Below are 24,262 nucleotides of genomic sequence, written 5' to 3'. Positions count from 1 at the left end.
CGGCCCTTGATCAGTGGGCCAGCAGGCCCACGCCGAGCGCGCCCATGATGACGGCGATCGCCGAGTCGAGCACGCGCCAGGCGGCCGGCCGGGCGAAGAGGCCGCGCAGCAGGCGGGCCCCGTAGCCGAGGCCGAAGAACCAGAGCACGCTGGCGATGAGGGTGCCCGCAAGGAACCACCAGCGGTCGGTGCCGAAGCTGTTGGCCACGGTGCCGAGCATGAGGACGGCGTCCAGGTAGAAGTGCGGGTTGAGCCAGGTGAGGGCCAGCGTCAGCAGCACCGCGCGGCCGGTGGTCATGGCTACGCCGTCGCCCGCGTCGAGCTTCGTCGGGCGCCAGGCCCGCATGGCTGCGTGCACGCCGAACGCGATGAGGTAGACCCCGCCGAGCACCTGCGCGACCGGCAGGACCGCCGGCCAGCGCTCGAGGACGACGCCGAGGCCGGCCACGCCGAGGGTGATCGCGACAACGTCCGAGACCAGGCACGTCAGCACGATGGGCAGGACGTGCTCGCCGCGGATCCCCTGACGCAGGAGGAAGGCGTTCTGAGCGCCGACGGCAACGATGAGAGCGAGTCCGGTGAGAAGACCGGTGAGAGCAACCTGGAACATGCTGCCAACGGTAGGACGCGCGCTGCCTACAATCCAGCGAACTATTCTGACGAATCATTAGGATCTCTAACTATGAAAGACATCACTCAGCTGGACCCTGTGGCGCTGCGCACACTGGCGGTCGCGGTGCGGCTCGGCACCTTCGAGGCGGCCGCCCGCGACCTGCACGTGACCCCCTCCGCGGTGAGCCAGCGGATCAAGGCGCTGGAGACGCGGATCGGCCGGGTGCTGCTCCACCGGGTCAAGCCGCTGGAGCCGACCGAGGCCGGCCTGGTGCTCGTACGGCTGGCCACGCAGACCGAGCTCCTGGAGCGCGAGGCGGTCGCCGAGCTGGTGGAGGACGAGGCCGACGCCGGCGGCACGGCGTACACCTCGCTCCCGATCGCGGTGAACGCCGACGCCCTCTACGGCTGGTTCGTCGATGCCCTCGCCGAGGTGCAGAGCCGGCACCGCGTGGTCTTCGAGGTGGTCCGCGAGGACCACACCCGCACGGCCGAGCGGCTCCGCCGCGGCGAGGTGATGGCCGCGATCACGGGCGAGCCCCGGCCGGTGCCCGGCTGTCGCGTCGTCCGGCTGGGTCGGTTGCGGTACGCCGCGGTCGCCACCCGCGACTTCCACGCGCAGCACTTCGCCGACGGGATCGGCTCGGCCACGCTGGCCGAGGCGCCGATCGTGGCGTTCGACCGCAACGACTCCCTCCAGCACGACTTCGTCCGCCGGGTCACGCGGCGCCACCTTGCCCCGCCGGTGACCTACCTGCCGTCCGTACGCGAGTTCGACCGCGCGATCCGCGTCGGGATGGGGTGGGGCCTGCTGCCGGAGTCCGACGTCGCCGCGGAGCTCGAGCGCGGCGAGCTGGTCGAGCTGGTGCCGGGCCGCCGGCCCGAGGTCGCGCTGTACTGGCAGCACTGGCGGCTCGGGTCGTCGCTGGTCGGCGAGCTCACCGACGCCGTCGTGGTGGCGGCCCGGCGCTGGATGGCGACCTGACCAGATCTTCGGTTTGTCTGACAGGTTCCTGCGGGAGTTCTAGGCTGCGAAATCGAGCACCGCGCTCGTCTTGCCCGCACCGATCGAGGACACCCCAGTGACGCGACGTACCAAGGCCGCCCACGCCGCAGCTCTGGCTGCCGGCGCGCTCATGGTCCTGTCCGGATGCGGAGGTTCGGGCACCGCCGCCGAGCCGAAGGCCACGGGAGCCGCGCTCTTGGGGGAGCAGCTGACCGGCATGGTCACCCAGGTCGACAAGATGGGCATCGTCGAGTGGCACGGTCAGATGCTGACCAAGAGCCCCGACAAGGGTGGCAGGCGCATCCTCGACCTCTCCTCCCGCTTCAGCCCGTCCACGGGCTACAGCGAGGTCTCGATGGACACCACGCTCGACGGCAACGCGCAGCAGATCGACTACCTCGTCGTCAACGACCGCACCTACTTCAACAGCGAGGCGTGGGGTCCGGGCTCCAACGACTGCTGGGTCGACATCACCGACGACGAGGACTACAGCTGGGGCCTGCCCCGCGTGCTCGACCCCAAGTGGGCGCTCACCGAGGGTCGTGCGCTCTCCGCCGACGGCGAGGACGTGAACGTGTCCCTCGGCTACAAGGACGTGCTGGCGGGCCTGCCCAAGGGCCTGTTCAAGGTCGTTCCGTCGCTGCCGTACGACACCGAGGCCAAGGCATTCATCGAGCCGCACGGGCACCTGATCGAGGTCGGCGTCGACGTGGCCGGCATGTGGAGCAAGCTCCCCAAGGCCCAGCGCGCATCGCTCGACGCCCGCGTGGGCTGGTGGTCGATGACGATGAAGGAGTCGACCAACGACAAGAGCATCGCCCCGCCGAAGTTCGTCTTCGACCCCAAGGTGACCCCGCCCAGCCAGTGCAGGCGCTAGGCATACTCCTCTAGGTGCCCACCTACGTCGCCTTCCTGCGTGCGATCAACCTCGGTCCGACCCGGAAGTTCCCGAAGGACGCGATCAGGGCCGCGACGGAGGCAGCGGGCGGCCGCGACGTGGAGACCTACATCAACACCGGCAACGTCCGGCTGACACATTCCGCACGGTCCGTCGCCAAGGTGCAGGCGGCGCTGGAGAAGGCGTACGCCGCCGAGGCCGGGTTCGAGGTCCCCACGATCGTCTTCACGACCGGCGACCTGGCCGCGCTCACCGCGCGTGCCGAGGAGCTGCATACCGAGCACGACCCGTCCGGCCAGCACTACGTGACGCTCTACTCGACGGCGCCGACCGCGGCCACCGCGGAGGCCGTCCACGCGCTCGAGCACGCCGGCGAGACGATCGTCGTCGAGGAGTGCGCGGCCTACGTGTTGCTCGACGGCAACATCCACACCTCGAAGGTGCTGGCCTCGAAGCAGTTCAAGGCGCTCGGCGCCGGCACCGCGCGCACCGTCAAGGTGCTGCGTACGGTCACCGAGAAGTGGTGCTGACCCGGCCGGTCAGGCGATCTCGATGCCCGCGCCCGTCATCTCGGTGATGGCGGCCGCAGTCGTGTCCTCGGCGACCCCGGCGCACAACCGGGTGAGCACCCGGGTGGCGAAGCCCTCGCTCGCGCTGTCCAGCGCGGTCGCCCGGACGCAGTGGTCGGTCGCGATGCCGCACACGTCGACGTCCGTGACGTCCCGGGCGCGGAGCCACTCCGCGAGCTGCTCACCCGCCGCCGTACGTCCCTCGAAGCCGGAGTACGCCGCCTCGTGCTCGCCCTTGTAGAACACCTCGTCGAAGGGCTGCGGGTCGAGGTTGGGGTGGAAGCCCGCGCCCTCGGACCCCACCTTGCAGTGCACCGGCCACGACTCGGCGAAGTCGGGCTTGAGCGACCAGTGGTGGCCCGGGTCGACGTGGTGGTCCTTCGTCGCGACCACGACGTCGTACGTCGGCCCGTCCTCGTGGCGTGAGTGCCAGCGGTGCAGCAGCTCCCCGATGTCCGCGGCCACGCGCGCACCGCCGACGACCGGGAGGGACCCGCCCTCGCAGAAGTCGTTCTGGACGTCGACCACGATCAGCGCGCGTGTCATCTGCCGAGGTTAGCGCTCGAAGACGGTCGGGATCACGGGCTCCCCGGCGGACATCATCGTGACGGCGCGCGGCAGCTCGTCGAGCGAGGCGCGGTGGCGGGCGCGGGCCTCCTCGAGCGTGGCCCGGCCGACCGCCTCGCCGGCGCGTACCAGGGGGACGAGGAGGTTCCGATCGTTGCCGTCGTCCGCCGGTTGGTCGCCGATGCCGACGACCTCGGCCTGCGCGGTCCCGGCGGGGGAGCGGCGGCGCAGGGCGTACTTCCGACCGCCGACCGACACCTTGTCCTTCGACCTCTTGGCCACTGACACCAGCTCGCCGTCGCTTCCCTCGCGCGCGACGAGCTTGTAGACGAAGCCGCACGTGGGGTGTCCCGAGCCGGTCACGAGCTGGGTGCCCACGCCGTACGCGTCGACGGGTGCGGCGGCCAGCGCGGCGATGGCGTGCTCGTCGAGGTCGCTGGTGACCACGATCCTGGTCTGCGTGGCGCCGAGCTCGTCGAGCTGGGCCCGCACCTCCCGCGCGACGAGCCCGAGGTCGCCGGAGTCGAGCCGGACGGCGCCCAGCCCGGTGCCGGCGACCTCGACGGCCAGCCGCACCGCCTCGCCGACGTCGTACGTGTCGACCAGCAGCGTGGTGCCGACACCCAGTGTCTGCACCTGGGCCCGGAAGGCGTCGGCCTCGTCGTCGTGGAGCAGCGTGAACGAGTGGGCGGCGGTGCCCGCTGAGGGGACGCCGTACCGCTGGCGCGCCGCGAGGTTGCTGGTCGCGTCGAAGCCGGCGACGTACGCCGCACGTGCGGCGGCCACGGCCGCCTCCTCGTGCGTACGGCGCGAGCCCATCTCGATGCAGGGCCGCTCGCCGGCGGCCAGCGTCATCCGCGACGCCGCCGAGGCGATGGCGGAGTCGTGGTTGTAGATGGAGAGCAGCACGGTCTCCAGCAGGACCGCCTCGGCGAAGGTGCCCTCCACCATCAGCAGCGGCGAGTGCGGGAAGTAGGCCTCGCCCTCGGCGTAGCCCCACACGTCGCCGGTGAAGCGGTAGGAAGCGAGCCAGTCGAGCATGTCGGGGTCGACGACGCCCTCGAGCGATGCGATCGCGGCCGCGTCGAAGCGGAACGACTCGATCGCGTCGAGCGCACGGCCGACGCCGGCCACCACGCCGTACCTGCGACCCTCCGGCAGCCGCCGCGGGAAGAGCTCGAAGACCGACCTGCGGTCCGCCGTGCCGGACTGGCGGGCGGCCTGGACCATGGTGAGCTCGTAGTGGTCGGTCAGGAGCGCGGGTGTGCCGGTCACGACCGACACTGTGCCACGATGGGACCGTGTCAGCCGCCAGTCCCGTTGAGGTCGAGCCGACCCTGACTCCCGACGAGATCACCTTCCTGGCCAAGCCGTGGGTGACGCTCGTGTGGGACGACCCGGTGAACCTCATGTCCTACGTGTCCTACGTCTTCCAGACCTATTTCGGCTACGACAAGAAGAAGGCCGAGAAGCTGATGCTGCAGGTGCACACCGACGGCAAGTCGGCCGTCTCCACCGGCACGCGCGAGGAGATGGAGCGCGACGTGCAGGCCATGCACGAGTACGGCCTGTGGGCGACGATGGAGAAGGCCACCTGAGTGAGCGGCTTCGAGCACCACCGCAAGTCCGGACGCGTCATCGCCACCTTCAGCGGCTTCGAGGCCGACCTCCTGAGGTCGCTGGCCTCGCAGATGATCGAGCTGCTGCGCAACGAGCGCGCGGAGCCGCCGGGTCCGTCAGCCGATCCCTTCGAGGCCCTGATGGTCGAGTTCTCCGGCGCGACGTCGCCGCCGGACGACCCGGTGCTGGCGCGGCTCTTCCCGACGGCGTACCCCGACGACGAGGAGGCGGCCTCGGACTTCCGCCGCTTCACCGAGGGCGGCCTGCGCGACGGCAAGGCGGCGGCGTCGGGGCTGCTCATCGACACCCTCGAGGACGCCGGGCTACCGCCCGAGCTGAACGAGGAGGGGCTGGTGATCGACGTCGAGCTGACCCGCGCGGAGGCGGATTCCTGGATGCGCGCCTTCACCGACATCCGGCTCGCCCTGGCCACCCGGCTCGGGGTCGAGGCAGGCGACGAGGACTACTGGCACTCGCTGCCCGACGACGACCCGCGCGCCCAGGCGCACGACATCTACGAGTGGGTCGGCTACCTCCAGGAGACGGTGATCGAGGCGCTCACCTCGTGAGCCCCGTCCCCGACTTCGTCGTCGCCATCCGGGAGAAGATCGGCAGCGACCACCCGCTCTGGCTGCCCGCCGTCACCGCGGTCGTACGCCGGGGCGACGAGGTGCTGCTCGTGAAGCGGTCGGACAACGGCCGCTGGACGCCGGTCACCGGGATCGTCGACCCGGGGGAGGAGCCAGCTGTCGCTGCGGCGCGCGAGGTGCTCGAGGAGACCGGCGTCCGGGCCCGCGTGGACCGCCTGGCCTCGACGGCCGCCCACCCCGAGATCGTCCACGCCAACGGCGATCGCGCCGCCTACCTCGACCTGACCTTCGCCTGCACCTGGCTCGAGGGCGACGCCCATGTCGCCGACGACGAGTCCAGCGAGGTGCGCTGGTGGCCGCTGGCCTCCCTGCCGCCGATGACCGACCTCATGCTGGGCCGGATCGAGGCGGCGACGAGCGACGAGTGCGAGGCGCGGTTCGTCGCGCCCGAGGGACAGGACGACGTCGCACCGCCGGTCCTGCTCGCGCCGTACGCCCCGGTGCTGGGCGTCGACGCCTGTCCCGCCGGCTGGGTGGGCGTCGTGCTCGACCCTGACCGGCGAGCATCGGTCTTCGTCGCCGCCACCATCACCGAGCTCGTCGGCCTCGTCCGAGAGGCCCATGACATCGCCGTGGTCGCCGTCGACATCCCGATCGGCCTGCCCGACACCAGCGGCCGGCTGGCCGACGCCGAGGCCCGCCGCGTGCTCGTCGGCAAGTCCTCGTCGGTCTTCTCGACCCCCGTACGAGCCGCGCTCGAGGCGCCGTCGTACGAGGCCGGTCGGGCGGCCAACCTGGCCGCGACCGACGGCCGCACCAGCGTCAGCGCCCAGGCGTACGCCTTGCGGGAGAAGGTCCTCCAGGTCGACGACTGGGTGCGCGGCCGGCCCGGCGTCGAGGTGATCGAGGTGCATCCCGAGGTCAGCTTCGCGCGGATGGCCGGCTCCCCGATCCTGGCCCGCAAGAAGGACCCGGACGGCGTACGCGCCCGGCGCGAGGCCCTCGCCGCGCACGGGATCGTGGCGCCGCCGTGGTTCCGCGGAGCCGGGTTCGGCGAGGACGACCTGCTCGACGCCTGCGCGGTCGCCTGGACGGCCGTACGCCACTCGCACGGGGTGTCCGAGTCGTTCCCGGAGGTCCCGGAGGTCTTCTCCGACGGGATCCCCGCGGCGATCTGGGCGTGAGTCGCCGCCGCTCGGCCCAGATGACGCCCGCGCCAGGTGCCGACCAGGCGGTCAGCCCGAGTGGGTGAGCACGCCGTAGCGCTCGCGCGAGGCGAGGGCCCAGCGGGAGGCCGGCACCGAGACGAGCGCGATGGCGAGCATCAGGCCTGCCAGGACCAGCCACCCGGTCTCGCCCATCTGGACGCACAGCAGCGTCACGACCGGTGGCCCGACGACGGCCATCACGCTGAACCCGAGGCCGGCGAAGCCCTGGTACTGCCCCTGGCGTTCGTGAGGGGCGAGGCCCATCTGCAGGCCCCACTGCCCGCCGGAGCCGATCATCTCGCCGACCACGTGGAGCAGGGAGCCGGCGACGAGCACCAGGATGGCGAACGTCGCGTTGCCGCGGTCGGCGAGGGCCACCACGGCGAAGCCGGCGGCGATCCAGATCGCACCACGCACCAGGGCGCGGGCGCCGGCCTCGACCGAGTCGGCGCGCCGTGAGAGGCGGACCTGGAAGAACGCGACGCAGGCCGTGTTGATGATCAGCAGCACGGCGACCATGACCGGGGGAGCGGCCGTGCGCTGGGAGATGTAGAGCGCGAGCCCGAGCTCCATCACGAAGAAGTGGAGCGAGAAGAGACCGGTGATCGCGACGATGACGACGTAGGGCCAGTCGCGCAGCACCGCCATCCGCGGTTCGCCCTCGATGCGGACGTACGCCGGCATGTCGGGTAGCCGCGTGGAGTTCCAGGCGGCGAAGCCGGTGAAGACCGCGTTGATCAGGAAGACGGCGACGTACGCCCAGGACTCGTCGATCACGAGCGCGGCGCCGCCGAAGACCGAGCCGAGGCCGATCGCGGTGTTGGTGACCGCGCGGAGGTACGCCTTGAAGAGCACCCCGCGTCCGCCCGTGGCGAGCTGCGCGATGACGCCCTGCTGCACCGAGCCGGCCGAGCGCTCGAAGAAGGCGAGCAGTGCGAGAAGCAGTGCCAGCTGCCACGGCGTACGCGCGAGCACCGGCAGCGCGCTGGTGAGCGCCGCGCCGACCATGCAGAGCGTCAGCACCCGGCGCGGGCCGCGGGTGTCGCCGAGGTGGCCCGCGGGCACCTGTACGACGATGCCCACGATCGCGGCCACCGACAGTGCGAGGGCGACCTCGGCGGCGGAGAAGCCGACCTGCCGGGTGAAGTAGAGGGCGCTCGTCGTCATGACCGCGCCGGCGCCGAACCGGTTCGCGAAGGACCCCAGCGCGAGGACCTGGAGGTCGCGCTCGAGGGGGATCCCGCGACGCGTGAGCGGCGCCTGCACCTGCGGCAACGACATCGATTCCCCCGTGAACTCTCTCGACGTCAAGGCTATGCGTTGAGACGTGGCCGGGTCACATCGGTTTGCGACCTACGCTTGTCGGCGTGCTGACCCTCGCCCAGGAGACCTACGACGCGATCGTGGCGCACGCCCGGCGTGACCACCCCGACGAGGCGTGCGGTGTCGTCGCCGGCCCCGAGGGCAGCGACCGCGCCGAGCGCTTCATCCCGATGGTCAACGCCGCGGGCAGCCCGACGTTCTACGAGTTCGACTCGACCGAGCTGCTCGCGCTGTACAAGGACATGGACGCCCGCGACGAGGAGCCGGTGGTCGTCTATCACTCCCACACCGCGACCGAGGCCTACCCGAGCCGCACCGATATCGGACTGGCGAGCGAGCCGAACGCCCACTACGTGCTCGTCAGCACGCGCGACGGCGGGAATAGCGACGGCCCGGTGGAGTTCAGGTCCTACAGAATCGTCGACGGCGTCGTGACCGAGGAAGATGTCACGATCACGCCCACCGCAGAGACACCCACGAGAGCGAGCACCGACTGATGGCCATCGAGGTCCGGATCCCCACCATCCTGCGCACCTACACCGGCGGCGCCAAGGCTGTCGAGGCCACGGGCGGCAGCCTGTCCGAGCTCATCGACGACCTCGAGGGCAACCACCCCGGCATCAAGGGTCGCCTCATCGAGAACGGCGACCTGCGCCGCTTCGTCAACGTCTACGTCAACGACGAGGACGTCCGCTTCATCGGCGGCCTCGAGGCTTCGCTGAGCGACGGCGACCAGGTCGTCGTGCTGCCCGCGGTCGCCGGCGGCGCATGACCCGCTACGACAGCCTCCTGGCCTCGGTCGGCGGCACGCCGCTCGTCGGGCTGCCGCGGCTGTCACCGAGCCCGGACGTACGCCTCTGGGCCAAGATGGAGGACCGCAACCCCACCGGCTCGATCAAGGACCGGCCGGCCCTGCGGATGATCGAGCAGGCCGAGAAGGACGGCACGCTGCGTCCCGGCTGCACGATCCTCGAGCCGACCAGCGGCAACACCGGCATCTCGCTGGCCATGGCGGCCAAGCTCAAGGGCTACCGCATCGTGTGCGTGATGCCGGAGAACACCTCGGAGGAGCGCCGTCAGCTGCTGCGGATGTGGGGCGCGGAGATCGTCGCCTCGCCCGCCGCGGGCGGCTCCAACGAGGCCGTACGCGTGGCCAAGCAGATCTCGGTGGAGCACCCCGACTGGGTGATGCTCTACCAGTACGGCAACGAGGCCAACGCCCTCGCGCACCAGGAGACGACCGGCCCCGAGCTGCTCGCCGACCTCCCCTCGATCACGCACTTCGTCGCCGGGCTCGGCACGACCGGCACGCTCATGGGCGTCTCGCGGTTCTTCCGCGAGGCCAAGCCCGACGTACGGATCGTCGCCGCCGAGCCGCGCTACGGCGAGCTCGTGTACGGCCTGCGCAACCTCGACGAGGGCTTCGTGCCCGAACTCTACGACGCCTCGCTCATCGACTCGCGCTTCTCGGTCGGCCCGCGCGACGCCGTACGCCGGGTGCGCGAGCTGCTCGAGCTCGAGGGCATCTTCGCCGGCATCTCCACCGGCGCGATCCTGCACGCCGCCCTCGGGCAGGCGGCGAAGGCAGTCAAGGCGGGGGAGTCGGCCGACATCGCCTTCGTGGTCTGCGACGGCGGCTGGAAGTACCTCTCCACCGGCGCCTACGAGGGCACCGTCGACGAGGCCGAGGACCGGCTCGACGGACAGCTCTGGGCCTAGCCCGAACCTCGCCTGTGGATCGACGCTGCCTGTCGGTGTTGTCGCCTATACTAGAACACATGATCGAGACGCTGGAGCAGGTGGAGGAGAGGGTCGAGGACGACCTCTCGGCCACCGATCTGCTCGCGCTCGCTCGTGACCGTAAGGCCGCCGAGGACCAGGCCGCAGCCGAGCTCCTCGAGGTCGCTGCCCGCTGGGCCGACCTCCACCCGCCCGAGTCGATCCACTCCGCGGCCGCGTTCACCGTTCCCGGCTGCGAGGGCGAGGAGCCGATCGCTGGCGAGGGTTGCCCGCTGGTGGCGGAGTTCTGTGTCGCCGAGCTCGGCGCCGTCCTCGGCATCTCGTCCACGGCGGCGAAGAAGCTCATCGGCCACGCCCTCGAGCTGCGCCACCGCCTGCCGCGGCTGTGGGCCCAGGTGCAGTCCGGCCGGGTCCCGTCGTGGCGGGCCCGACTCGTCGCCGAGACGACCATCCACTCCTCTCCCGCGCTGACGATGGACGCAGCCCGGTGGATCGACGGGCAAGTCGCCGCCGTCGCCGGTCGGATCGGGACCGCCCAGCTCGACCGGCTCGTCGCGGAGACCATCAAGCGGTTCGAGCTCGCTGATCCGGACCCGGCAGCGGATCCGGAGGACGGCTACCTCTCGGTCGATCCGCGCCACGTGACGGTCAACAAGGAGGACGTCCACTACGCCGGGACGCTGCATGTAGAGGCCGACCTCGACATCGCCGACGCCCTCGACCTCGACCAGGCCCTGAGCCACAACGCTGCGGCGCAGAAGGCACTCGGGTCGACCGAGACGTTGGACGTACGCCGCGCGAAGGCTCTCGGCGACCTCGCCCGTACCCAGACGGCACTGGACCTGTTCAGCCAAGGTCACGGAACTGGTCATGGAGAGGACGGTCTGCCGGCCGCCCGGGAGGTCGTCGTCCACGCCCACTTCGATGCATCTGTCGTCGGCGAGCAGACGGTGTTCGGTCCCACCGGCCGGATGGAGAACGGCCAACGCCTGGTCCTCCTCGACCAGGTCACGGGCTGGTGCGGCGACTCCCGGACCAAGGTGACCGTCAAGCCCGTCATCGACCTCAACGTTGAGCTGTCGACACCGGCGTACGAGATCCCCGACCGGATCCGCGAGCAGATCGTTCTCCGCGACCGGACGTGTGTGTTCCCGTGGTGCACCCGACCCGCCCGGCGCTGCGATGTCGACCACGTCGTCGAGTTCGACCACGACGCAGCAGCCGAGGGCAGACCGCAACCCGGCCCGACCGCCACGCACAACCTGGCCGCGCTCTGTCGCTACCACCACCGACTCAAGACCCACTCCGCCTGGACCTACCGCATGGTCGCGCCAGGTGTCTTCGAGTGGACGAGCCCCCACGGCCACCGCTACCGACGCGACCGGACCGGCACCAGTCGGATCGACGAACGCGACCCACCCGAACGACCTTGAACCCGCTCCACCCCCCACCGCACCACCATCGGCGGGGCCACAGGCATGTCACGGCTCGCGCAGCCACGCGCGCCACGGCACGTCCGGACGTTGAAAACTCTGGCGCAGAAGTGCAGGTGGTCGTCAGTGCCGACCATAGGCGCGGAGTGTGCGCAGAGCACGGAGGGTCTCGATCCCACGCCATTCCATGCTGGAGGCGATCCCCGGCGCTGCCCAGGTGATGGGCCAGCCGCCGTCTGCTTGCTGGTCGCGGACTAGGCGATCTAGGTGGCCCTCGATGGCCTTGTCTTCGAACAGTCGCCGCCATGGGCTGTCCGGCGACGGTGCCAGGTGCAGCGGGGTCAGCCCGTAGCCAGGGTCCGCTGGATCGGCCCGGTACCACTCGGAGCGGGTCAGCCAGTCGCGGACGCCTGCGCCAACAGCTTCTGCCCGACCTCGGTCAGGGACGTGGGCGAGGAAGATCAACACCTCGATCAAGGCGTGCGCGTCCTCGTCGAAGCCGGATTCGAGTCGCGCCCAGGTCCAGTCGGTGGCCCGATCCAGCCAAGGATGGGCCACACCCAACTGGTGCAGTCGCCCGCCCAACCCGGCGGTCGGGTTCAACCCGGGGATGTAGGTCCAGTCCGACCAGTGCTCGGCTCGGGGGTAGCGCTCCATGACTGGGAAGGCCAGGGACACCGCCCCATCGGGGGTGGCGACCGTGGCCAACCAGTCGCATGCGTCCCGGACGAGTTCGTCAAGAATGACGCTGCCCCATGCTTCCGCTCCGCCGGCCTGCAGGACCTCTATAAGGATGTCGAGAGCACGCTCGACGTCGATGGGGAGACTTGCTGGGCACCGCTTGTCAGGTTCGAGGCCATGACCGAATCCCCCGTCTGGGTTGCGGTAGGCCCGGACAGCGTCGACTACCCCGGAGAGGTCGTCGCCGTCGAACAACGCTGCGGCGAGGCGGCGCTCGATGAGCCGTCCCTCGCGGTCAAGGAACCCCCGAGCAGCGGCGAGGAGCTCATCGGTCACGGGCGGCAGTCTGGCACGGGCAATCAGCACGTTCGGTCGGACGCTGGGCCGCGCCGGGGCGGGGACGGCCCGGCTCCTACCTCGCCCGCTGCGGGGCACACGAGGCGCGCTGCGCGGTCAGATGCGCTTCTCGCACTCCCGAAGCTTTTCGCCCTGGCACACGTCGAACCCGGCCCAACGCCCCATCACGATGTCCTTGCCCGGGCCGCCGATGAGGCGGTCATTGCCGATGCTCCCGGTGATGGTGTCGTTGCCAGGGCCGCCGTAGATCGTCGCCTTGTAGTTGGCGCACCGCGGCGTGGTCCACGTGCCGAGGCCGCGGTACCGGGAGTCAGCGTAGAGATCGTCTCGGCCCGTCGTGCCCTTGATTGTCGTCCGGCACGCGATGACGCCGATCCTGTTCGCGCGGTTGGTGCCGATGACGTCGGCGCGCTTCGCGGCCACGATGAGGTCATCAAAGCCGCGCACGCGGATCGAATCCGTGACGCCCGCCTGGGTGGCCGTCACCCGGGAACGGCTCAGGTCGGCGCGCACCCGGTCGTGGCTGCCGAGCTCGAGCAGCAGTTGGTTACGCCCGCCGTCGCCCTTGATCCGCGTCGCCCTCCCGCCCAGGGTGTTCGACTCGTAGGAGTCCTTGCCGCCGCCGAGCGCGATGTCGCGGTCGTACGTCGTCGGCGCGTCGACCTTGACGTGCTCGGTGCCACCGGTGCCGCGAAACGTGAACCGCCCACGCTCGGCCGACGTGGTGAAGACGAACCTGTCGAACTGGCCCGTCCAGGTGAGCATCGTGTCAGCCCCGGTCACGGTGCCGCTGGCGTCCATGGTGACGTCGCCGTTGGCGGATCGAACGCCCAGGATGCCGTCCGTACCCACGGACACCGCGCCTGGGGCGGTTTGGATGCCGCTCCAACTGACTTCGCCGAAGGCGAGGTCGATGACGTCGGCGTTGGGCTGGGCTGCCATGCCGGAGGTGACGAGGCCGTAGCCGCTGGAGCGAATGACGTCAGCCTCGGTGTCGGTGCCGTCGACCGTGCCCGCGAAGATCGTGTGCGATCCGCCGTTGGAGGCGGTGAACGTGTCGGCCCCCACGCCGAGGATGGCGACGACGCCGGGAACGGAGGTCACGCCGTCCTGGCCGGTCACGCACACGAGGTCATCGCCGCCGAGCGCGTCGACACGCGTCGCGCCGTTCGTGACGATGACGTCCGCGCCTTCCATGCCGGTGATCTGACCCCCGGGCGTCCCGACGATGGTCGCCGCCCGCCCCTGACACGTCTCGCCCGCTGCAGTGGCCGTGCCCATCGGCGCGAGCAGCGCCGCACCCAGGAGCGCGACGGCGGTCAGTCTGATGTTCCTCATCCATTCCCTTTGATCGCTGGCGAACCCGTATGACGACCCATCGGCCCGAAAGGTTGTCATGACCCGCTGTCGGACGAGGGTTGGCATGCGGCGGCGTCTCGGCCACGCCGTTCCTGACCTCCTGCTCGCAACGCGTCTAGGCTCCCGCCATGCCCCGGGCCGCCCGCGTCCTCGCCCTGTCGGCGGCGTTCGTAGTCACGATGCTGGCGAGCCCCGCGACCGCGGTTCCCGACAACAGCAGCGCACGGAGCGCGGGCCACGAGGCCGAGCGTCACGCCGCCGCCAGGCGCGAGGTTGCGTACTCCGTCATCACCCGCGGCAACGTCACGGCGTCGATGAAGGTGTTCCGGCGCCAGGCTCAGGAGACGTACGACGACCAGCGCGGGTGGCGCGGGGGTGGTGTGGAGTTCCGGCGCGTACGTCGGGGCGGCGACTTCACGCTGGTGCTGGCGTCTGCCCGTGCCGTGCCGACGTTCTCGTCGAGCTGCTCGGCGACCTGGTCGTGCCGGGTCGGTCGGTTCGTGATCATCAACCAGCTGCGCTGGAAGCACGCGTCACCAGCGTGGAACGCCGCCGGGCGGTCGACGCGCGACTACCGGCACCTGGTCGTCAACCACGAGACCGGCCACTGGCTCGGCCTGGACCACGCGGGCTGCGGCGCGCCCGGCGCCAGGGCGCCGGTGATGATGCCGCAGTCCAAGGGCACCGACGGCTGCCGGCTCAACCCCTGGCCGCTGCCCGGCGAGGCCGCCAGGATCAGGAGAGCCGTCAGACCGGGGGAGCGGTGAGACGCAGGTCGAGCGCGACGTCGAACTCGCTGCCCTCGACCGGCGGGAGGTCGAGCAGGTCGAGCGCGAGGTTGGCGATCATCCCGTTGCGCACGGGGGGACGCCTCATCCCGTAGACCGTTCGCCGGGTGCCAGGGTCCTGGTAGGTCGGGTTGATTGCATAGAGGTCGACGCCGCCGTCGACCGCCGCGCCGCGCGACATGAAGACGACGCGGTAGTCGTCCAGCAGGGTCGGGTCGGAGTGGTCGGGGCCGTGCCCGCCGTGATCGCTGGTCAGCAGGATCGTCGTGGTGGCCCGACGGACCGGGTCGGCGTTGACGGCCTTCACGACGCGGCCGACGAGGGCATCGGCCTGGCGCACCGCGCGCAGGTAGGGCCTGGACATCCAGCCGTGGGCGTGCCCGGCGACGTCGGGCGGCGAGAGGTGCAGGAAGCGGAAGTCGCGGTCCCGGGCGAGGTCGGCGATCAGCTTGTCGGCGAGCGCGGAGTTGTCCTCGTCGATCGTGGTGACGTCGATCGCGTCGGGCCACGAGCGCTGCCAGAGGGTGAACTTGGTCTTGGCGGCGAAGAGGGCGGTCGAGCCGCCCGCGGCATCGACGGCGCTGAACACGGACCGTACGTCGCTGCCGGCCGCGGCCTGCACGGTGTTCGGACTCAGGCGGTTGTCGTTCCAGGTGACGCCGTGACCGCCGGTGGCGGCCTCGATGCGGCGCCCGGTGACCATGCCGGTGTGGTTGGGCAGCGTCACGGTCATCTCGCGCTCGGTGCGGGCGTTCATGGTGGAGGCGCCCGACCTCATGAAGCGGTAGAGGTTCGGCAGCTGCGTGCGGCCGAGCTTGCGCACGGCGGCGACGCTCATCCCGTCGATCGAGATCGCGAGGACCGAGTCGGCCTCCCCGCGGATGACCCGACGCTCAGTGCTGTCCGGGGCGTCGCCCGCAGGCACCGCTGCGGGAGCCGGTGCGCCGGCCAGCACGACGCTCGCCGTGGCGATGAGGGAGACGAGGGGGCCGGTCACACGAGATCCACGGAGCACCGGGCGACCCTAACCCGCGCGGGCAGTGTGACCGGGCCGACGCTCCCGATGGCGTGACCGGCGACCGTCCGACGGCCTAGCCTGCTGGTTGTGCCGACCCCCACGCCGCGGATGACCGCCGATGCCCCGATCGGCATCTTCGACTCCGGGTTCGGCGGACTGACGGTTGCCCGGTCGGTCATCGACCAGCTGCCGCACGAGTCGGTGGTCTACCTCGGTGACACGGCGCGCCAGCCCTACGGCCAGAAGCCCATCGGCGAGGTCCGCGAGTACGCCCTCGAGTGCCTGGACCACCTCTACGAGCGAGGCGTCAAGGCGCTGGTCATCGCCTGCAACTCCGCCAGCGCCGCGATGCTGCGCGACGCCCGCGAGCGCTACGACGTCCCCGTCGTCGAGGTGATCCTCCCCGCCGCGCGTCGCGCCGCGGCCGCGACGCGCAACCGGCAGGTCGGCGTCATCTGCACCCGCGCGACCGCCAGCTCGATGGCGTACGAGGACGCGTTCGCCGCTGCCCCCCACCTCGACCTGCACATCCAGGCATGCCCGAGCTTCGTCGACTTCGTGGAGCAGGGGATCACCGGCGGTGACGAGCTGCTCGCCGCGGCCCACGAGTACCTCGACCCGTTGGCGGCCGCAGGCGTCGACACGCTCATCCTCGGCTGCACCCACTACCCGCTGCTCACAGGCGTCATCTCGTACGTCATGGGCGACGAGGTCACCCTGGTCAGCTCGGCGGAGGAGTGCGCCAAGGACGTCTACAAGATGCTCGCCGGCACCGGCCTGATGCGCGAGGGCGGCGAGGCCGACTACACCTTCTCCACCACCGGCAGCCCGGAGGACTTCGCGACGATCGGTCGCCGCTTCCTGGGCTCCGAGCTCCTCGGCGCCAGCCAGTTCGCCGGCGGGCTGAGATGAGGCTCACGATCGTCGGCTGCTCGGGTTCCTACCCGGGCCCCGAGTCCGCCGCCAGCTGCTACCTCCTCGAGGCGGAGCAGGGTGGCCGCACCTGGCGGATCCTGCTCGACCTGGGCAACGGCGCACTGGGCCAGCTCCATCGCTACGCCGACCCGCTCGTCGTGGACGCGGTGTTCCTCAGCCACCTGCACGCCGACCACTGCCTGGACCTCTGCGGCTACTACGTGATGCGCAAGTACCACCCCACCGGCCCGCAGCCGCGGATCCCCGTCTGGGGACCCGACGGCACCGCCGACCGGATGGCGCGTGCCTACGACCTTCCCGTCGACCCGGGCATGCACGAGGAGTTCGACTTCAAGGCCTACGACGGCCGGGTCGAGGTGGGTCCGTTCGTCGTCGAGGCGCGGCAGGTCGTGCACCCGGTCACGGCGTACGCCCTCACGGTGACCGCGGGAGGCCGGACCCTGGTCTACTCCGGTGACACCGGACCCTGTGACGAGCTCGACGAGGTCGCCCAGGGAGCGGACGTACTGCTCGCCGAGGCGTCCTTCCAGACCGTCGACGTCAACCCGCCCGACCTGCACCTCACCGGCGCCGACTGCGGACGTACGGCGGCCCGCGCCGGGGTCGGGCGCCTCGTCCTCACCCACGTGCCGCCGTGGCACGACCCCGCCGTCGCCGAGGCCGAGGCCCGCGGAGAGTGGTCCGGACCGCTCGAGGTGGCCCGCGCCGGGGCGACGTACGAGATCTAGACGAGACCGGCGTCGTGCACGACCATCGCCACTTGCACGCGGTTGTTGCTGTCGAGCTTGGTGAGCAGTCGCGACACGTGTGACTTCACGGTCGGGATCGACAGGTAGAGCTCCGAGGCGATCTCGGAGTTGCTCAGCCCGCGTCCGACGCAGACGGCGACCTCCAGCTCCCGCTCGGTGAGGACCGTCAACCGCTCGGCGGCCGTGGTCGAGCGATCGGTGGAGGCCGAGCTGCGCAGCCGCGAGACGATGCTGCGGGTCGCCGACGGCGACAGCATCGCGTCGCCCGCGGCGACCGTCCGGATGGCCTGGACGATGTCGCCCGGCGGGGTGTCCTTCAGCAGGAAGCCGTCCGCGCCGGCGGCGACCGCCCGCACCACGTGGTCGTCGGCGTCGAAGGTCGTGAGCACGACGACCGACGGGGGAGACGGGCGCTGGTGCAGCGCCACCGTGGCCTCGAGGCCATCCATCACGGGCATCCGGATGTCCATCAGCACGACGTCGGGATCGAGCTCGGTGACGAGGTCGAGGCCGACCTGGCCGTTGGGCGCCTCGCCGACCACGTCGATGTCGCGCTGCCCGCCCAGCATCAGCGCCAGCGCCGACCGCACCAGCGGGTCGTCGTCGACGAGCAGCACCCGGATCACGCTGTCCACGGTAGCCACGCCTCCAGGACGAACGTCGCACCCTCGGTGCGCTGGTCGAGCCGCCCGCCACGCAGCTCGGTGCGCTCGCGCAGTCCCACCAGGCCGAGGCCGGCACCCGGGGCGGCACTCGCGCGCTCGCCGATCGGGTTGGCCAGCACGACCGTGATCCCGGCGCGAGGGCCGCCGGTCGAGCTGATCGCGACCACCGAGCCGGGCGCGTGCTTGCGTACGTTGGTGATGCCCTCCTGGACGATCCGGTAGACGGTGCGGCCGGTGGCGGGAGGCACGGGAGTCGCGGCGTCGACGGTGTCGGACCAGTCGACGTCGAGGCCCAGAGTCCGGGCCTCGTCGACCAGCGCGGCGATGTCTCCGTACGTCGGCTGCGGCCGGGCGGTGGGCGGTCCGGGGTCGTCCTCACGCAGCACGCCCAGCACGTCGCGCAGCTCGTGGAGCGCGTCGTTGGCCTGACCCTGGATCTGGCCCAGGCCCTCACGCAACCGGTCGCCGTCGAGGTCCTCGCGGAACGCGAGCGCCCCTGCCTGCATCGAGACCTGGGTGATGCGGTGGGCCAGCACGTCGTGCATCTCGCGCGCGATGCGCGCCCGTTCGGTGGAGCGGGCCTGCGCCAGCCGCAGGTCCTGCTCCGTCTCGGCGCGCTCGGCGCGGGTCCGGAGGCTCCACATCACCTCGCGCCGGGTGCCGATGTAGAGGCCCCAACCCATCATCCCGGCGTTGACCGCGACGTTGACGAGCGTGGTGACGAGCAGGTCGTTGTCCTCGAAGGGAGCGAGCGTCGTCCAGGTCTGGGCCGCCACGAAGTTCGCGATGCCGACCAGCAGCACCTGGCCTACGTCGCGCCGGGTCGCCACCGACACGGCGGCGAGCGTCGCCGGCCCGGCAGCCAGTCCCGACACCGCGCTCATCGCGGCGATCACCAGCGCGACGCGCACCGGTGCTCGACGGCGGAAGTGGACGAGCACCAGGGCCGCGACGCCGAGCACGACCTCGACGAAGAAGAGGGCCCGGTGCTCGCGCCACTCGACCCCGGCGACCGTCTGCCACACCATCACCGAGAAGGCGACGCAGAGCAGGTCACGCCATGCGTGATCGACCCAGCGCAGCTCTGGCTGGGTCTGCGAGGCGGTGGGGCGGGTCTCCACGCCGGTGAGCCTATCCATCGCGCCTCCTACTTTGGTCTCGCGCGTGGGGACCGATGGACCGATGCGCCGGATGCGCGTGAGCAGCGACGCTGGGATCACCACCACGTGGAGGGAGCTGCGTGGCGTGGGGCTGCGCGCTGGGTCCCGCTTGGGGTAGGGGCCTTCGAGCCGGGTCCGGTAACTCACGGGGGTGACCGGACCCGGCTCTGCCATGTCTGCCGTCGCGTCTAGGGTCGTCCCCATGACTTCTCCCGCCCCGCGTGCCGACGGCCGCGCCGACGACGAGCTCCGCCCGATCACGATCACCCGCCACTGGCTCGACCACGCCGCGGGATCGGTGCTGGTCGAGTTCGGTGGCACCAAGGTGCTCTGCGCCGCGTCCGCCTCGGAGGGCGTGCCGCGCTGGCGCAAGGGCTCCGGCCTCGGCTGGGTGACGGCCGAGTACGCGATGCTCCCGGCCGCCACCAACACCCGCTCGGACCGCGAGTCGGTCAAGGGCCGCATCGGCGGCCGCACGCACGAGATCTCGCGGCTCATCGGCCGCTCGCTGCGAGCGGTCATCGACTACCAGGCGCTCGGCGAGAACACGATCGTCCTCGACTGCGACGTGCTGCAGGCCGACGGCGGCACCCGTACGGCCGCGATCACGGGGGCGTACGTCGCGCTCGCCGACGCGGTCGCGCACCTGCGCGGCAACGGCGCCCTGACCGGCGAGCCGCTGACGGGCTCGGTCGCCGCGGTCAGCGTCGGCATCATCGACGGCATCCCGCGCCTCGACCTGCCCTACGTCGAGGACGTACGCGCCGAGACCGACATGAACGTCGTGATGACCGGCGAGGGGAAGTTCGTCGAGGTGCAGGGCACCGCCGAGGGCGCTGCCTTCGACCGCGCCGAGCTCGATGCACTGCTCGCCCTCGCGGAGAAGGGCTGCGCCGACCTGACGCGCATGCAGCACGAAGCGCTGGCCCGATGAGGATCTTCCTCGCCTCGGCCAACGCCAAGAAGATCGCGGAGATGCAGCGGATCCTCGCCGAGCACGTGCCCGAGATCGAGGTCCTGGGCATCGCTGACGTCGAGGGCTACGTCGAGCCGGTCGAGGACCAGCCGACGTTCGAGGGCAACGCGCTGCTCAAGGCGCGGGCCGGTGTCGCCGCGACCGGGCTGCCGTCGGTCGCCGACGACAGCGGCCTCTGCGTCGACGCGCTCAACGGGATGCCCGGCGTGCTGTCGGCCCGGTGGTCCGGCCGCGAGAAGTCCGATTCCCGCAACAACGAGCTGCTGCTCGAGCAGCTCGACGACGTGCCCGACGAGCGCCGCGGCGCGTACTTCACCTGCGCGATCGCGTGGGTGCGGCCCGACGGGAGCGAGCGCGTGGTCGAGGGCCGGATGGACGGCCGGATCATCCGCGAGCAGCGGGGGAGCGGCGGCTTCGGCTACGACGTGGTCTTCGTCGCCCAGGAGCACGAGGCCGAGGGGCTCACCTCGGCCGAGCTGCCGCCCGGCGAGAAGGACCGGATCTCGCACCGCGGTCGCGCGCTGCGCGAGCTGGCGCCGTACGTCGCCGCCGACCTGTCAGCCGGCTGAGGCGCCCTCACGGGCGGCCACCTGCCGCGAGACCCACATGCCCCACAGTGCCGCGAACAGGAACATGATCAGCGAGTAGACGGCCGCTGGGACGGAGATCTCGACGTCGTCGAGCACCTCGACGGCGACGAAGATCGCCAGCGTGGCGTTGTGCACGCCGACCTCCATCGACGACGCGATGGCTTGCGGGCCCGTGACGCCGAAGGCCTTCGGCACGAAGTAGCCCACGGCCAGGCTGATCGCGCAGAAGAGCGCGGCGATGAGGCCGACGTCGGCGAGGTAGTCGCCGACGTTCTCGAGCTGGTCGAGCAGGATCCCGACCACGAGGATCGCGAGGATCACCGCCGAGCCGATGCGCACCGGCTTGTCCATCCGGCGGGCGAAGTCCGGCGCCCGGTTGTTGACGAGCATCCCGATGCCGACGGGCAGGAGGATCAGGGCGAACACCTTGACGATCTCGACCAGCGGCATCGTCACGTCGTCCTGGCGGTCGTAGTAGGCGATGGCCAGGCCGGTGATCAGCGGCAGCGTGACGACGGCGATCACGGTGTTGATCGCGGTGAGGGTGATGTTGAGCGCCACGTCGCCGCGGAACAGGTGGCTGAACAGGTTGGCCGTCGTCCCACCGGGCGACGCGGCAAGGAGCAGCATGCCGATGCCGAGGAGGGCGGGCAGGTCGAAGAGCACCACGAGCCCGAAGCAGATCGCCGGCAGCAGCACGATCTGGCAGGCGAGCGCGACGGCCACGGCCTTCGGAGTCCGGCCGACTCGCTTGAAGTCGCCGATGGTCAGGTCCAGGCCGAGCCCGAACATGATGATCGCGAGAGCGAGGGGCAGTCCGACAGTCGTCAGCGCGGAGTCCATGCGCGGACCCTAGTGGTGACGGTGGTCACGCAGGAGGGGACTCGCGCGGAAATGTACGTGTACGTGCCGAAGGCGGGAGTCGAACCCGCACGCCCTAGGGCACACGGACCTAAACCGTGCGTGTCTGCCTGTTCCACCACTTCGGCTTCAGCCACGGAGTCTAGAAGAGCAGCGGGCGCGGTATGTCCGAGGTCGAGTACTTGCCTCTGCTGCGCCCCGCGAAGGTGGGCGTCTGGCGGTGACAGCGAGGGCTTGGCGTGCCTCCGTGTTGAACGCGGATCAATCCTCACACGTGTCCGAGACGTTGCCCCTCAGCCCGGGAGCGGAGGGCAACATCGCGGACACGTGTGGCGGACGGCGTACGCCTCAGTCGAGTCCGAGGTCCCGGCGCAGCTTGGCGACGTGGCCGGTGGCCTTCACGTTGTACTGCGCGAGCTCGACCTTCCCGTCCTCGTCGATCACGAAGGTCGAGCGCAGCACGCCCTCGACCTCCTTGCCGTAGAGCTTCTTCGTGCCGTACGCGGCGTACGCCTTGTGCACGGCGAGGTCCTCGTCGGACAGCAGCGTGAGGGTCAGCGAGTCGCGCTCGCGGAACTTCGCGAGCTTGGCGGGCGCGTCCTTGGAGACGCCGAGGACCTCGTAGCCGGCACCGCGCAGCGAGTCGAGCGACTCGGAGAAGTCGCAGGCCTGCGTCGTGCAGCCCGGGGTCATCGCCGCGGGGTAGAAGTAGAGGATCACCTTCTTGCCGCGGAGGCCGGACAGGGTGACCTGCTCGCCGGCATCGTTGGTCAGGCTGAAGTCGGGTGCGGTGTCACCGGGGGTGAGGCGCTCGGTCATGCGATTCCCTTCTCGAACTTCTCCTCGACGCGGCCGAGGTGGTACCACGCCACGCTGGCGGCCCAGACGAGGACGAACAATGCCACGAGGCCGAAGCCGACGTACTCGAGGTCGAGGCTCCCGGCCCAGGCCAGGCCCGGCACCCACTCCGAGGCGAGCTGCACGAGCAGGAGCGCGCCGATCGAGAGGGCCACCGTGACCGACAGGATCGTGACGGTGAAGTTGTAGTAGATCTTCCGGATCGGCTTGAGGAACGCCCACGAGTAGGCCCGTGTCATCAGGATCCCGTCGAGGGAGTCGAACAGGACCATGCCGGCGGCGAACAGCACCGGCAGGGTGAGGATGGCGTACCACGGCAGCGCGAAGGCGGCGGTCCCACCGGCGAGCACCAGCAGCGCGACCTGGGTGGCGGTGTCGAAACCGAGCCCCATCAGCAGGCCGACGGGGTAGAGGTGGCGGGCGCGGGTGACCCGCTGGGTCGTCTTCTTGAAGATCCTCGCCAGGAAGCCGCGGTTGTGCAGGTGGTGCTCGAGGTGCTCCTCGTCGAACGTCCCGGCGCGCAGGTGGCGGTAGGCGTGGAAGATCCCGACGAGCGCGCTGAGGTTCATCAGGCCGATGACGATGAGGAACGTGCCGGCGGTGACCGTGCCCACCGTGCCGAGCGTGCCCTGGAGGGCGGATCCGTCGTCCTGCACCGGGTCGGCAAGGGCGCGTACGCCGATCGCCAGCAGGAGGCTGAGTCCGAACACCACGCTCGAGTGGCCCATCCCGAACCAGAAGCCCGTCGTCGTGGCGGGGGAGCCGTCCCCGACGAGCTTGCGGGTCGTGTTGTCGATCGCCGCGATGTGGTCGGCGTCGAAGGCGTGGCGGGCGCCGAGCAGGAACGCCGCGACGCCCAGGCCGATGCCGAAGACGCCCGCGCTGCCCACGTCGAAGCGCTGCGGGGCCACGACCGCGACGAGCACCCCCCACCCGAGCGCGTTGAGCACGACGACGACCGCCGCCATGCCGGCGATGTGGCGCCGGTCGGTCGCGGAGAAGGAGCGCAGCGGGTTGTTCATGCTCCGATGCTATTGCATGTCGGTTGCAACAAGGACGCCGTCCCGGTCCCGGGGGCGGCGTTGATAGCCTGCGCGGGTGACCCAGGACATGAGCGCGCTCGAGCGCGAGATCGAGGAGACGCGCCAGCGGCTCGCCTCGACCATCGACCAGCTCGCGCACCGCGCCCACCCGAAGACGGTCGTCGGGCGCCAGGTGGCCACGGTGAAGTCGAACTTCGTCGACCTCGACACCGGAGCCCCGCGCACCGACAACATCCTCAAGGTCGCCGGCGCGATCGTCGGGGTCGTCGTCCTGTTCGCGATCGTCCGCAAGGTCGCCGGCTGAGCACCATGACCGGCGGCAGTCCCGAGAAGGCAGCCCCGATCAAGATGCTGCACGACCGGGTCCTGGTCGAGGTCGACCAGGAGTCCGGTGAGCGCCGCTCGAGCGGCGGCATCGTCATCCCGGCGACGGCTGCGATGGGTGCCCGGCGGCTCGCGTGGTCGCGCGTCATCGCGGTCGGCCCGCACGCCCGCGCCGTCGAGGCCGGCGACCGCGTCCTCTTCGACCCCGAGGACAAGGCCGAGGTCGAGGTGCACGGCGAGGTCTACGTCGTCATGCGCGAGCGCGACGTGCACGCCGTTGCCGCCGAGCGCCTCGAGGGCGGCTCCACCGGGCTCTACCTGTGATGCGCCG

Annotated in this window: 29 protein-coding genes and 1 tRNA gene; 17 read left to right on the top strand and 13 right to left on the bottom strand. The window is 70.9% G+C overall.

The features are described 5' to 3' along the window. Positions 1-10: 10 nt before the first annotated feature. Positions 11-610 carry a LysE/ArgO family amino acid transporter gene (locus EUA94_RS05075; protein WP_129425346.1) on the bottom strand — a complete coding sequence of 200 codons (600 nt, stop codon included), beginning with the start codon at positions 608-610 and terminating at the stop codon, positions 11-13. A 72-nt stretch (positions 611-682) separates the two neighbouring features. Between EUA94_RS05075 and EUA94_RS05070 the strand changes: the two genes are divergently transcribed. The 3 genes from EUA94_RS05070 to EUA94_RS05060 all read left to right on the top strand — a co-directional run bounded on the left by EUA94_RS05070 (position 683) and on the right by EUA94_RS05060 (position 3,046). Continuing rightward, positions 683-1,597 (top strand): LysR family transcriptional regulator ArgP, encoded by a 915-nt coding sequence (locus EUA94_RS05070; protein WP_129425344.1) that lies wholly within the window; start codon positions 683-685, stop codon positions 1,595-1,597. Positions 1,598-1,694: 97 nt separating this feature from the next. Beyond that, on the top strand, positions 1,695-2,495 hold the full coding sequence (locus EUA94_RS05065) for a hypothetical protein (protein ID WP_129425342.1): 801 nt from the start codon (positions 1,695-1,697) through the stop codon (positions 2,493-2,495). Between the two features lie 14 nt (positions 2,496-2,509). Further along, entirely contained in the window at positions 2,510-3,046 is a 537-nt protein-coding gene (locus EUA94_RS05060; protein WP_129425340.1) for a DUF1697 domain-containing protein, read from the top strand. Between the two features lie 9 nt (positions 3,047-3,055). Here the strand turns inward: EUA94_RS05060 and EUA94_RS05055 are convergent, their stop codons facing one another. Together EUA94_RS05055 and EUA94_RS05050 are read right to left on the bottom strand one after the other, a co-directional pair. Continuing rightward, positions 3,056-3,631 carry an isochorismatase family protein gene (locus tag EUA94_RS05055; RefSeq protein ID WP_129425338.1) on the bottom strand — a complete coding sequence of 192 codons (576 nt, stop codon included), beginning with the start codon at positions 3,629-3,631 and terminating at the stop codon, positions 3,056-3,058. A gap of 9 nt (positions 3,632-3,640) precedes the next feature. After that, the gene (locus EUA94_RS05050) at positions 3,641-4,927 is read right to left on the bottom strand and encodes a nicotinate phosphoribosyltransferase (protein ID WP_207210408.1); all 1,287 of its coding nucleotides are present in this window, start codon (positions 4,925-4,927) and stop codon (positions 3,641-3,643) included. A gap of 26 nt (positions 4,928-4,953) precedes the next feature. Here EUA94_RS05050 and clpS point away from each other — a divergent pair, with 26 nt between their 5' ends. From clpS to EUA94_RS05035, 3 genes are read left to right on the top strand one after another with little or no spacing between them, the layout of a single operon-like run. Continuing rightward, entirely contained in the window at positions 4,954-5,250 is a 297-nt protein-coding gene (gene clpS / locus EUA94_RS05045) for an ATP-dependent Clp protease adapter ClpS (RefSeq protein ID WP_129425334.1), read from the top strand. Further along, positions 5,251-5,841: a DUF2017 domain-containing protein gene (locus tag EUA94_RS05040; RefSeq protein ID WP_129425332.1), complete on the top strand. Its 591-nt coding sequence runs from the start codon at positions 5,251-5,253 to the stop codon at positions 5,839-5,841. Beyond that, complete coding sequence (locus EUA94_RS05035) at positions 5,838-7,046, top strand: DUF429 domain-containing protein (protein ID WP_129425330.1); 1,209 nt, start codon at positions 5,838-5,840, stop codon at positions 7,044-7,046. Before EUA94_RS05040 ends, EUA94_RS05035 begins: the two co-directional genes overlap by 4 nt. A gap of 51 nt (positions 7,047-7,097) precedes the next feature. Here EUA94_RS05035 and EUA94_RS05030 read toward each other — a convergent pair whose 3' ends face one another. Then, on the bottom strand, positions 7,098-8,351 hold the full coding sequence (locus EUA94_RS05030; protein WP_129425328.1) for an MFS transporter: 1,254 nt from the start codon (positions 8,349-8,351) through the stop codon (positions 7,098-7,100). 86 nt (positions 8,352-8,437) lie between these two features. Between EUA94_RS05030 and EUA94_RS05025 the strand changes: the two genes are divergently transcribed. Genes EUA94_RS05025 through EUA94_RS05010 form a run of 4 tightly spaced genes read left to right on the top strand, consistent with a single transcriptional unit; the run spans position 8,438 to position 11,566 of the window. Next, positions 8,438-8,890: a M67 family metallopeptidase gene (locus EUA94_RS05025; protein ID WP_129425326.1), complete on the top strand. Its 453-nt coding sequence runs from the start codon at positions 8,438-8,440 to the stop codon at positions 8,888-8,890. Then, positions 8,890-9,165 carry a MoaD/ThiS family protein gene (locus tag EUA94_RS05020; protein WP_129425324.1) on the top strand — a complete coding sequence of 92 codons (276 nt, stop codon included), beginning with the start codon at positions 8,890-8,892 and terminating at the stop codon, positions 9,163-9,165. Before EUA94_RS05025 ends, EUA94_RS05020 begins: the two co-directional genes overlap by 1 nt. Then, positions 9,162-10,112 (top strand): PLP-dependent cysteine synthase family protein, encoded by a 951-nt coding sequence (locus tag EUA94_RS05015; protein ID WP_129425322.1) that lies wholly within the window; start codon positions 9,162-9,164, stop codon positions 10,110-10,112. The genes EUA94_RS05020 and EUA94_RS05015 overlap by 4 nt, the downstream gene beginning before the upstream one ends. Positions 10,113-10,171: 59 nt before the next feature. Beyond that, positions 10,172-11,566 (top strand): HNH endonuclease signature motif containing protein, encoded by a 1,395-nt coding sequence (locus EUA94_RS05010; RefSeq protein ID WP_129425320.1) that lies wholly within the window; start codon positions 10,172-10,174, stop codon positions 11,564-11,566. 123 nt (positions 11,567-11,689) lie between these two features. Here EUA94_RS05010 and EUA94_RS05005 read toward each other — a convergent pair whose 3' ends face one another. Together EUA94_RS05005 and EUA94_RS05000 are read right to left on the bottom strand one after the other, a co-directional pair. Beyond that, the gene (locus EUA94_RS05005) at positions 11,690-12,583 is read right to left on the bottom strand and encodes a hypothetical protein (RefSeq protein WP_129425318.1); all 894 of its coding nucleotides are present in this window, start codon (positions 12,581-12,583) and stop codon (positions 11,690-11,692) included. A 117-nt stretch (positions 12,584-12,700) separates the two neighbouring features. Continuing rightward, positions 12,701-13,942, bottom strand: a complete 1,242-nt coding sequence (locus EUA94_RS05000; protein WP_129425316.1) for a hypothetical protein — start codon at positions 13,940-13,942, stop codon at positions 12,701-12,703. A 149-nt stretch (positions 13,943-14,091) separates the two neighbouring features. Here EUA94_RS05000 and EUA94_RS04995 point away from each other — a divergent pair, with 149 nt between their 5' ends. Then, complete coding sequence (locus EUA94_RS04995; RefSeq protein ID WP_129425314.1) at positions 14,092-14,730, top strand: DUF3152 domain-containing protein; 639 nt, start codon at positions 14,092-14,094, stop codon at positions 14,728-14,730. Here the strand turns inward: EUA94_RS04995 and EUA94_RS04990 are convergent. Further along, complete coding sequence (locus EUA94_RS04990) at positions 14,711-15,748, bottom strand: alkaline phosphatase family protein (protein WP_129425312.1); 1,038 nt, start codon at positions 15,746-15,748, stop codon at positions 14,711-14,713. The two genes, EUA94_RS04995 and EUA94_RS04990, sit on opposite strands and share 20 nt — an antisense overlap. A gap of 129 nt (positions 15,749-15,877) precedes the next feature. On the opposite strand from EUA94_RS04990, the gene murI reads away from it, so the two are divergent. Both murI and EUA94_RS04980 read left to right on the top strand, forming a co-directional pair. Further along, positions 15,878-16,681: a glutamate racemase gene (gene murI / locus EUA94_RS04985; protein ID WP_129425688.1), complete on the top strand. Its 804-nt coding sequence runs from the start codon at positions 15,878-15,880 to the stop codon at positions 16,679-16,681. Beyond that, entirely contained in the window at positions 16,678-17,433 is a 756-nt protein-coding gene (locus EUA94_RS04980; RefSeq protein ID WP_129425310.1) for an MBL fold metallo-hydrolase, read from the top strand. Before murI ends, EUA94_RS04980 begins: the two co-directional genes overlap by 4 nt. Here EUA94_RS04980 and EUA94_RS04975 read toward each other — a convergent pair. Together EUA94_RS04975 and EUA94_RS04970 are read right to left on the bottom strand one after the other, a co-directional pair. Next, on the bottom strand, positions 17,430-18,089 hold the full coding sequence (locus EUA94_RS04975; RefSeq protein WP_129425308.1) for a response regulator: 660 nt from the start codon (positions 18,087-18,089) through the stop codon (positions 17,430-17,432). The genes EUA94_RS04980 and EUA94_RS04975 overlap by 4 nt on opposite strands. Beyond that, positions 18,077-19,240: a sensor histidine kinase gene (locus EUA94_RS04970; protein WP_242494683.1), complete on the bottom strand. Its 1,164-nt coding sequence runs from the start codon at positions 19,238-19,240 to the stop codon at positions 18,077-18,079. Before EUA94_RS04970 ends, EUA94_RS04975 begins: the two co-directional genes overlap by 13 nt. Positions 19,241-19,451: 211 nt before the next feature. Here EUA94_RS04970 and rph point away from each other — a divergent pair, with 211 nt between their 5' ends. Beyond that, positions 19,452-20,213, top strand: a complete 762-nt coding sequence (gene rph / locus EUA94_RS04965; RefSeq protein ID WP_422879883.1) for a ribonuclease PH — start codon at positions 19,452-19,454, stop codon at positions 20,211-20,213. Next, positions 20,210-20,824 (top strand): RdgB/HAM1 family non-canonical purine NTP pyrophosphatase, encoded by a 615-nt coding sequence (rdgB, locus tag EUA94_RS04960; RefSeq protein WP_129425302.1) that lies wholly within the window; start codon positions 20,210-20,212, stop codon positions 20,822-20,824. The genes rph and rdgB overlap by 4 nt, the downstream gene beginning before the upstream one ends. On the opposite strand, the gene EUA94_RS04955 is transcribed toward rdgB, so the two are convergent. From EUA94_RS04955 to EUA94_RS04940, 4 genes are all read right to left on the bottom strand, one after another. Next, positions 20,813-21,688 carry a bile acid:sodium symporter family protein gene (locus EUA94_RS04955; RefSeq protein WP_129425300.1) on the bottom strand — a complete coding sequence of 292 codons (876 nt, stop codon included), beginning with the start codon at positions 21,686-21,688 and terminating at the stop codon, positions 20,813-20,815. The genes rdgB and EUA94_RS04955 overlap by 12 nt on opposite strands. A gap of 64 nt (positions 21,689-21,752) precedes the next feature. Further along, a tRNA-Leu gene (locus EUA94_RS04950) sits at positions 21,753-21,834 on the bottom strand. A gap of 220 nt (positions 21,835-22,054) precedes the next feature. Then, complete coding sequence (bcp, locus tag EUA94_RS04945; RefSeq protein ID WP_129425298.1) at positions 22,055-22,525, bottom strand: thioredoxin-dependent thiol peroxidase; 471 nt, start codon at positions 22,523-22,525, stop codon at positions 22,055-22,057. Then, positions 22,522-23,586, bottom strand: a complete 1,065-nt coding sequence (locus EUA94_RS04940; RefSeq protein ID WP_207210407.1) for a HoxN/HupN/NixA family nickel/cobalt transporter — start codon at positions 23,584-23,586, stop codon at positions 22,522-22,524. The genes bcp and EUA94_RS04940 overlap by 4 nt, the downstream gene beginning before the upstream one ends. Before the next feature lie 76 nt (positions 23,587-23,662). Here EUA94_RS04940 and EUA94_RS04935 point away from each other — a divergent pair, with 76 nt between their 5' ends. Both EUA94_RS04935 and EUA94_RS04930 read left to right on the top strand, forming a co-directional pair. Beyond that, complete coding sequence (locus EUA94_RS04935) at positions 23,663-23,911, top strand: DUF3618 domain-containing protein (protein ID WP_129425296.1); 249 nt, start codon at positions 23,663-23,665, stop codon at positions 23,909-23,911. A gap of 5 nt (positions 23,912-23,916) precedes the next feature. Continuing rightward, positions 23,917-24,255 (top strand): GroES family chaperonin, encoded by a 339-nt coding sequence (locus EUA94_RS04930; RefSeq protein WP_129425294.1) that lies wholly within the window; start codon positions 23,917-23,919, stop codon positions 24,253-24,255. Positions 24,256-24,262 lie beyond the last annotated feature (7 nt).

The sequence above is a fragment of the Nocardioides zhouii genome, assembly GCF_004137345.1.
GTDB lineage: Bacteria > Actinomycetota > Actinomycetes > Propionibacteriales > Nocardioidaceae > Nocardioides > Nocardioides zhouii.
This window is presented reverse-complemented; position numbering and strand designations above follow the sequence as displayed.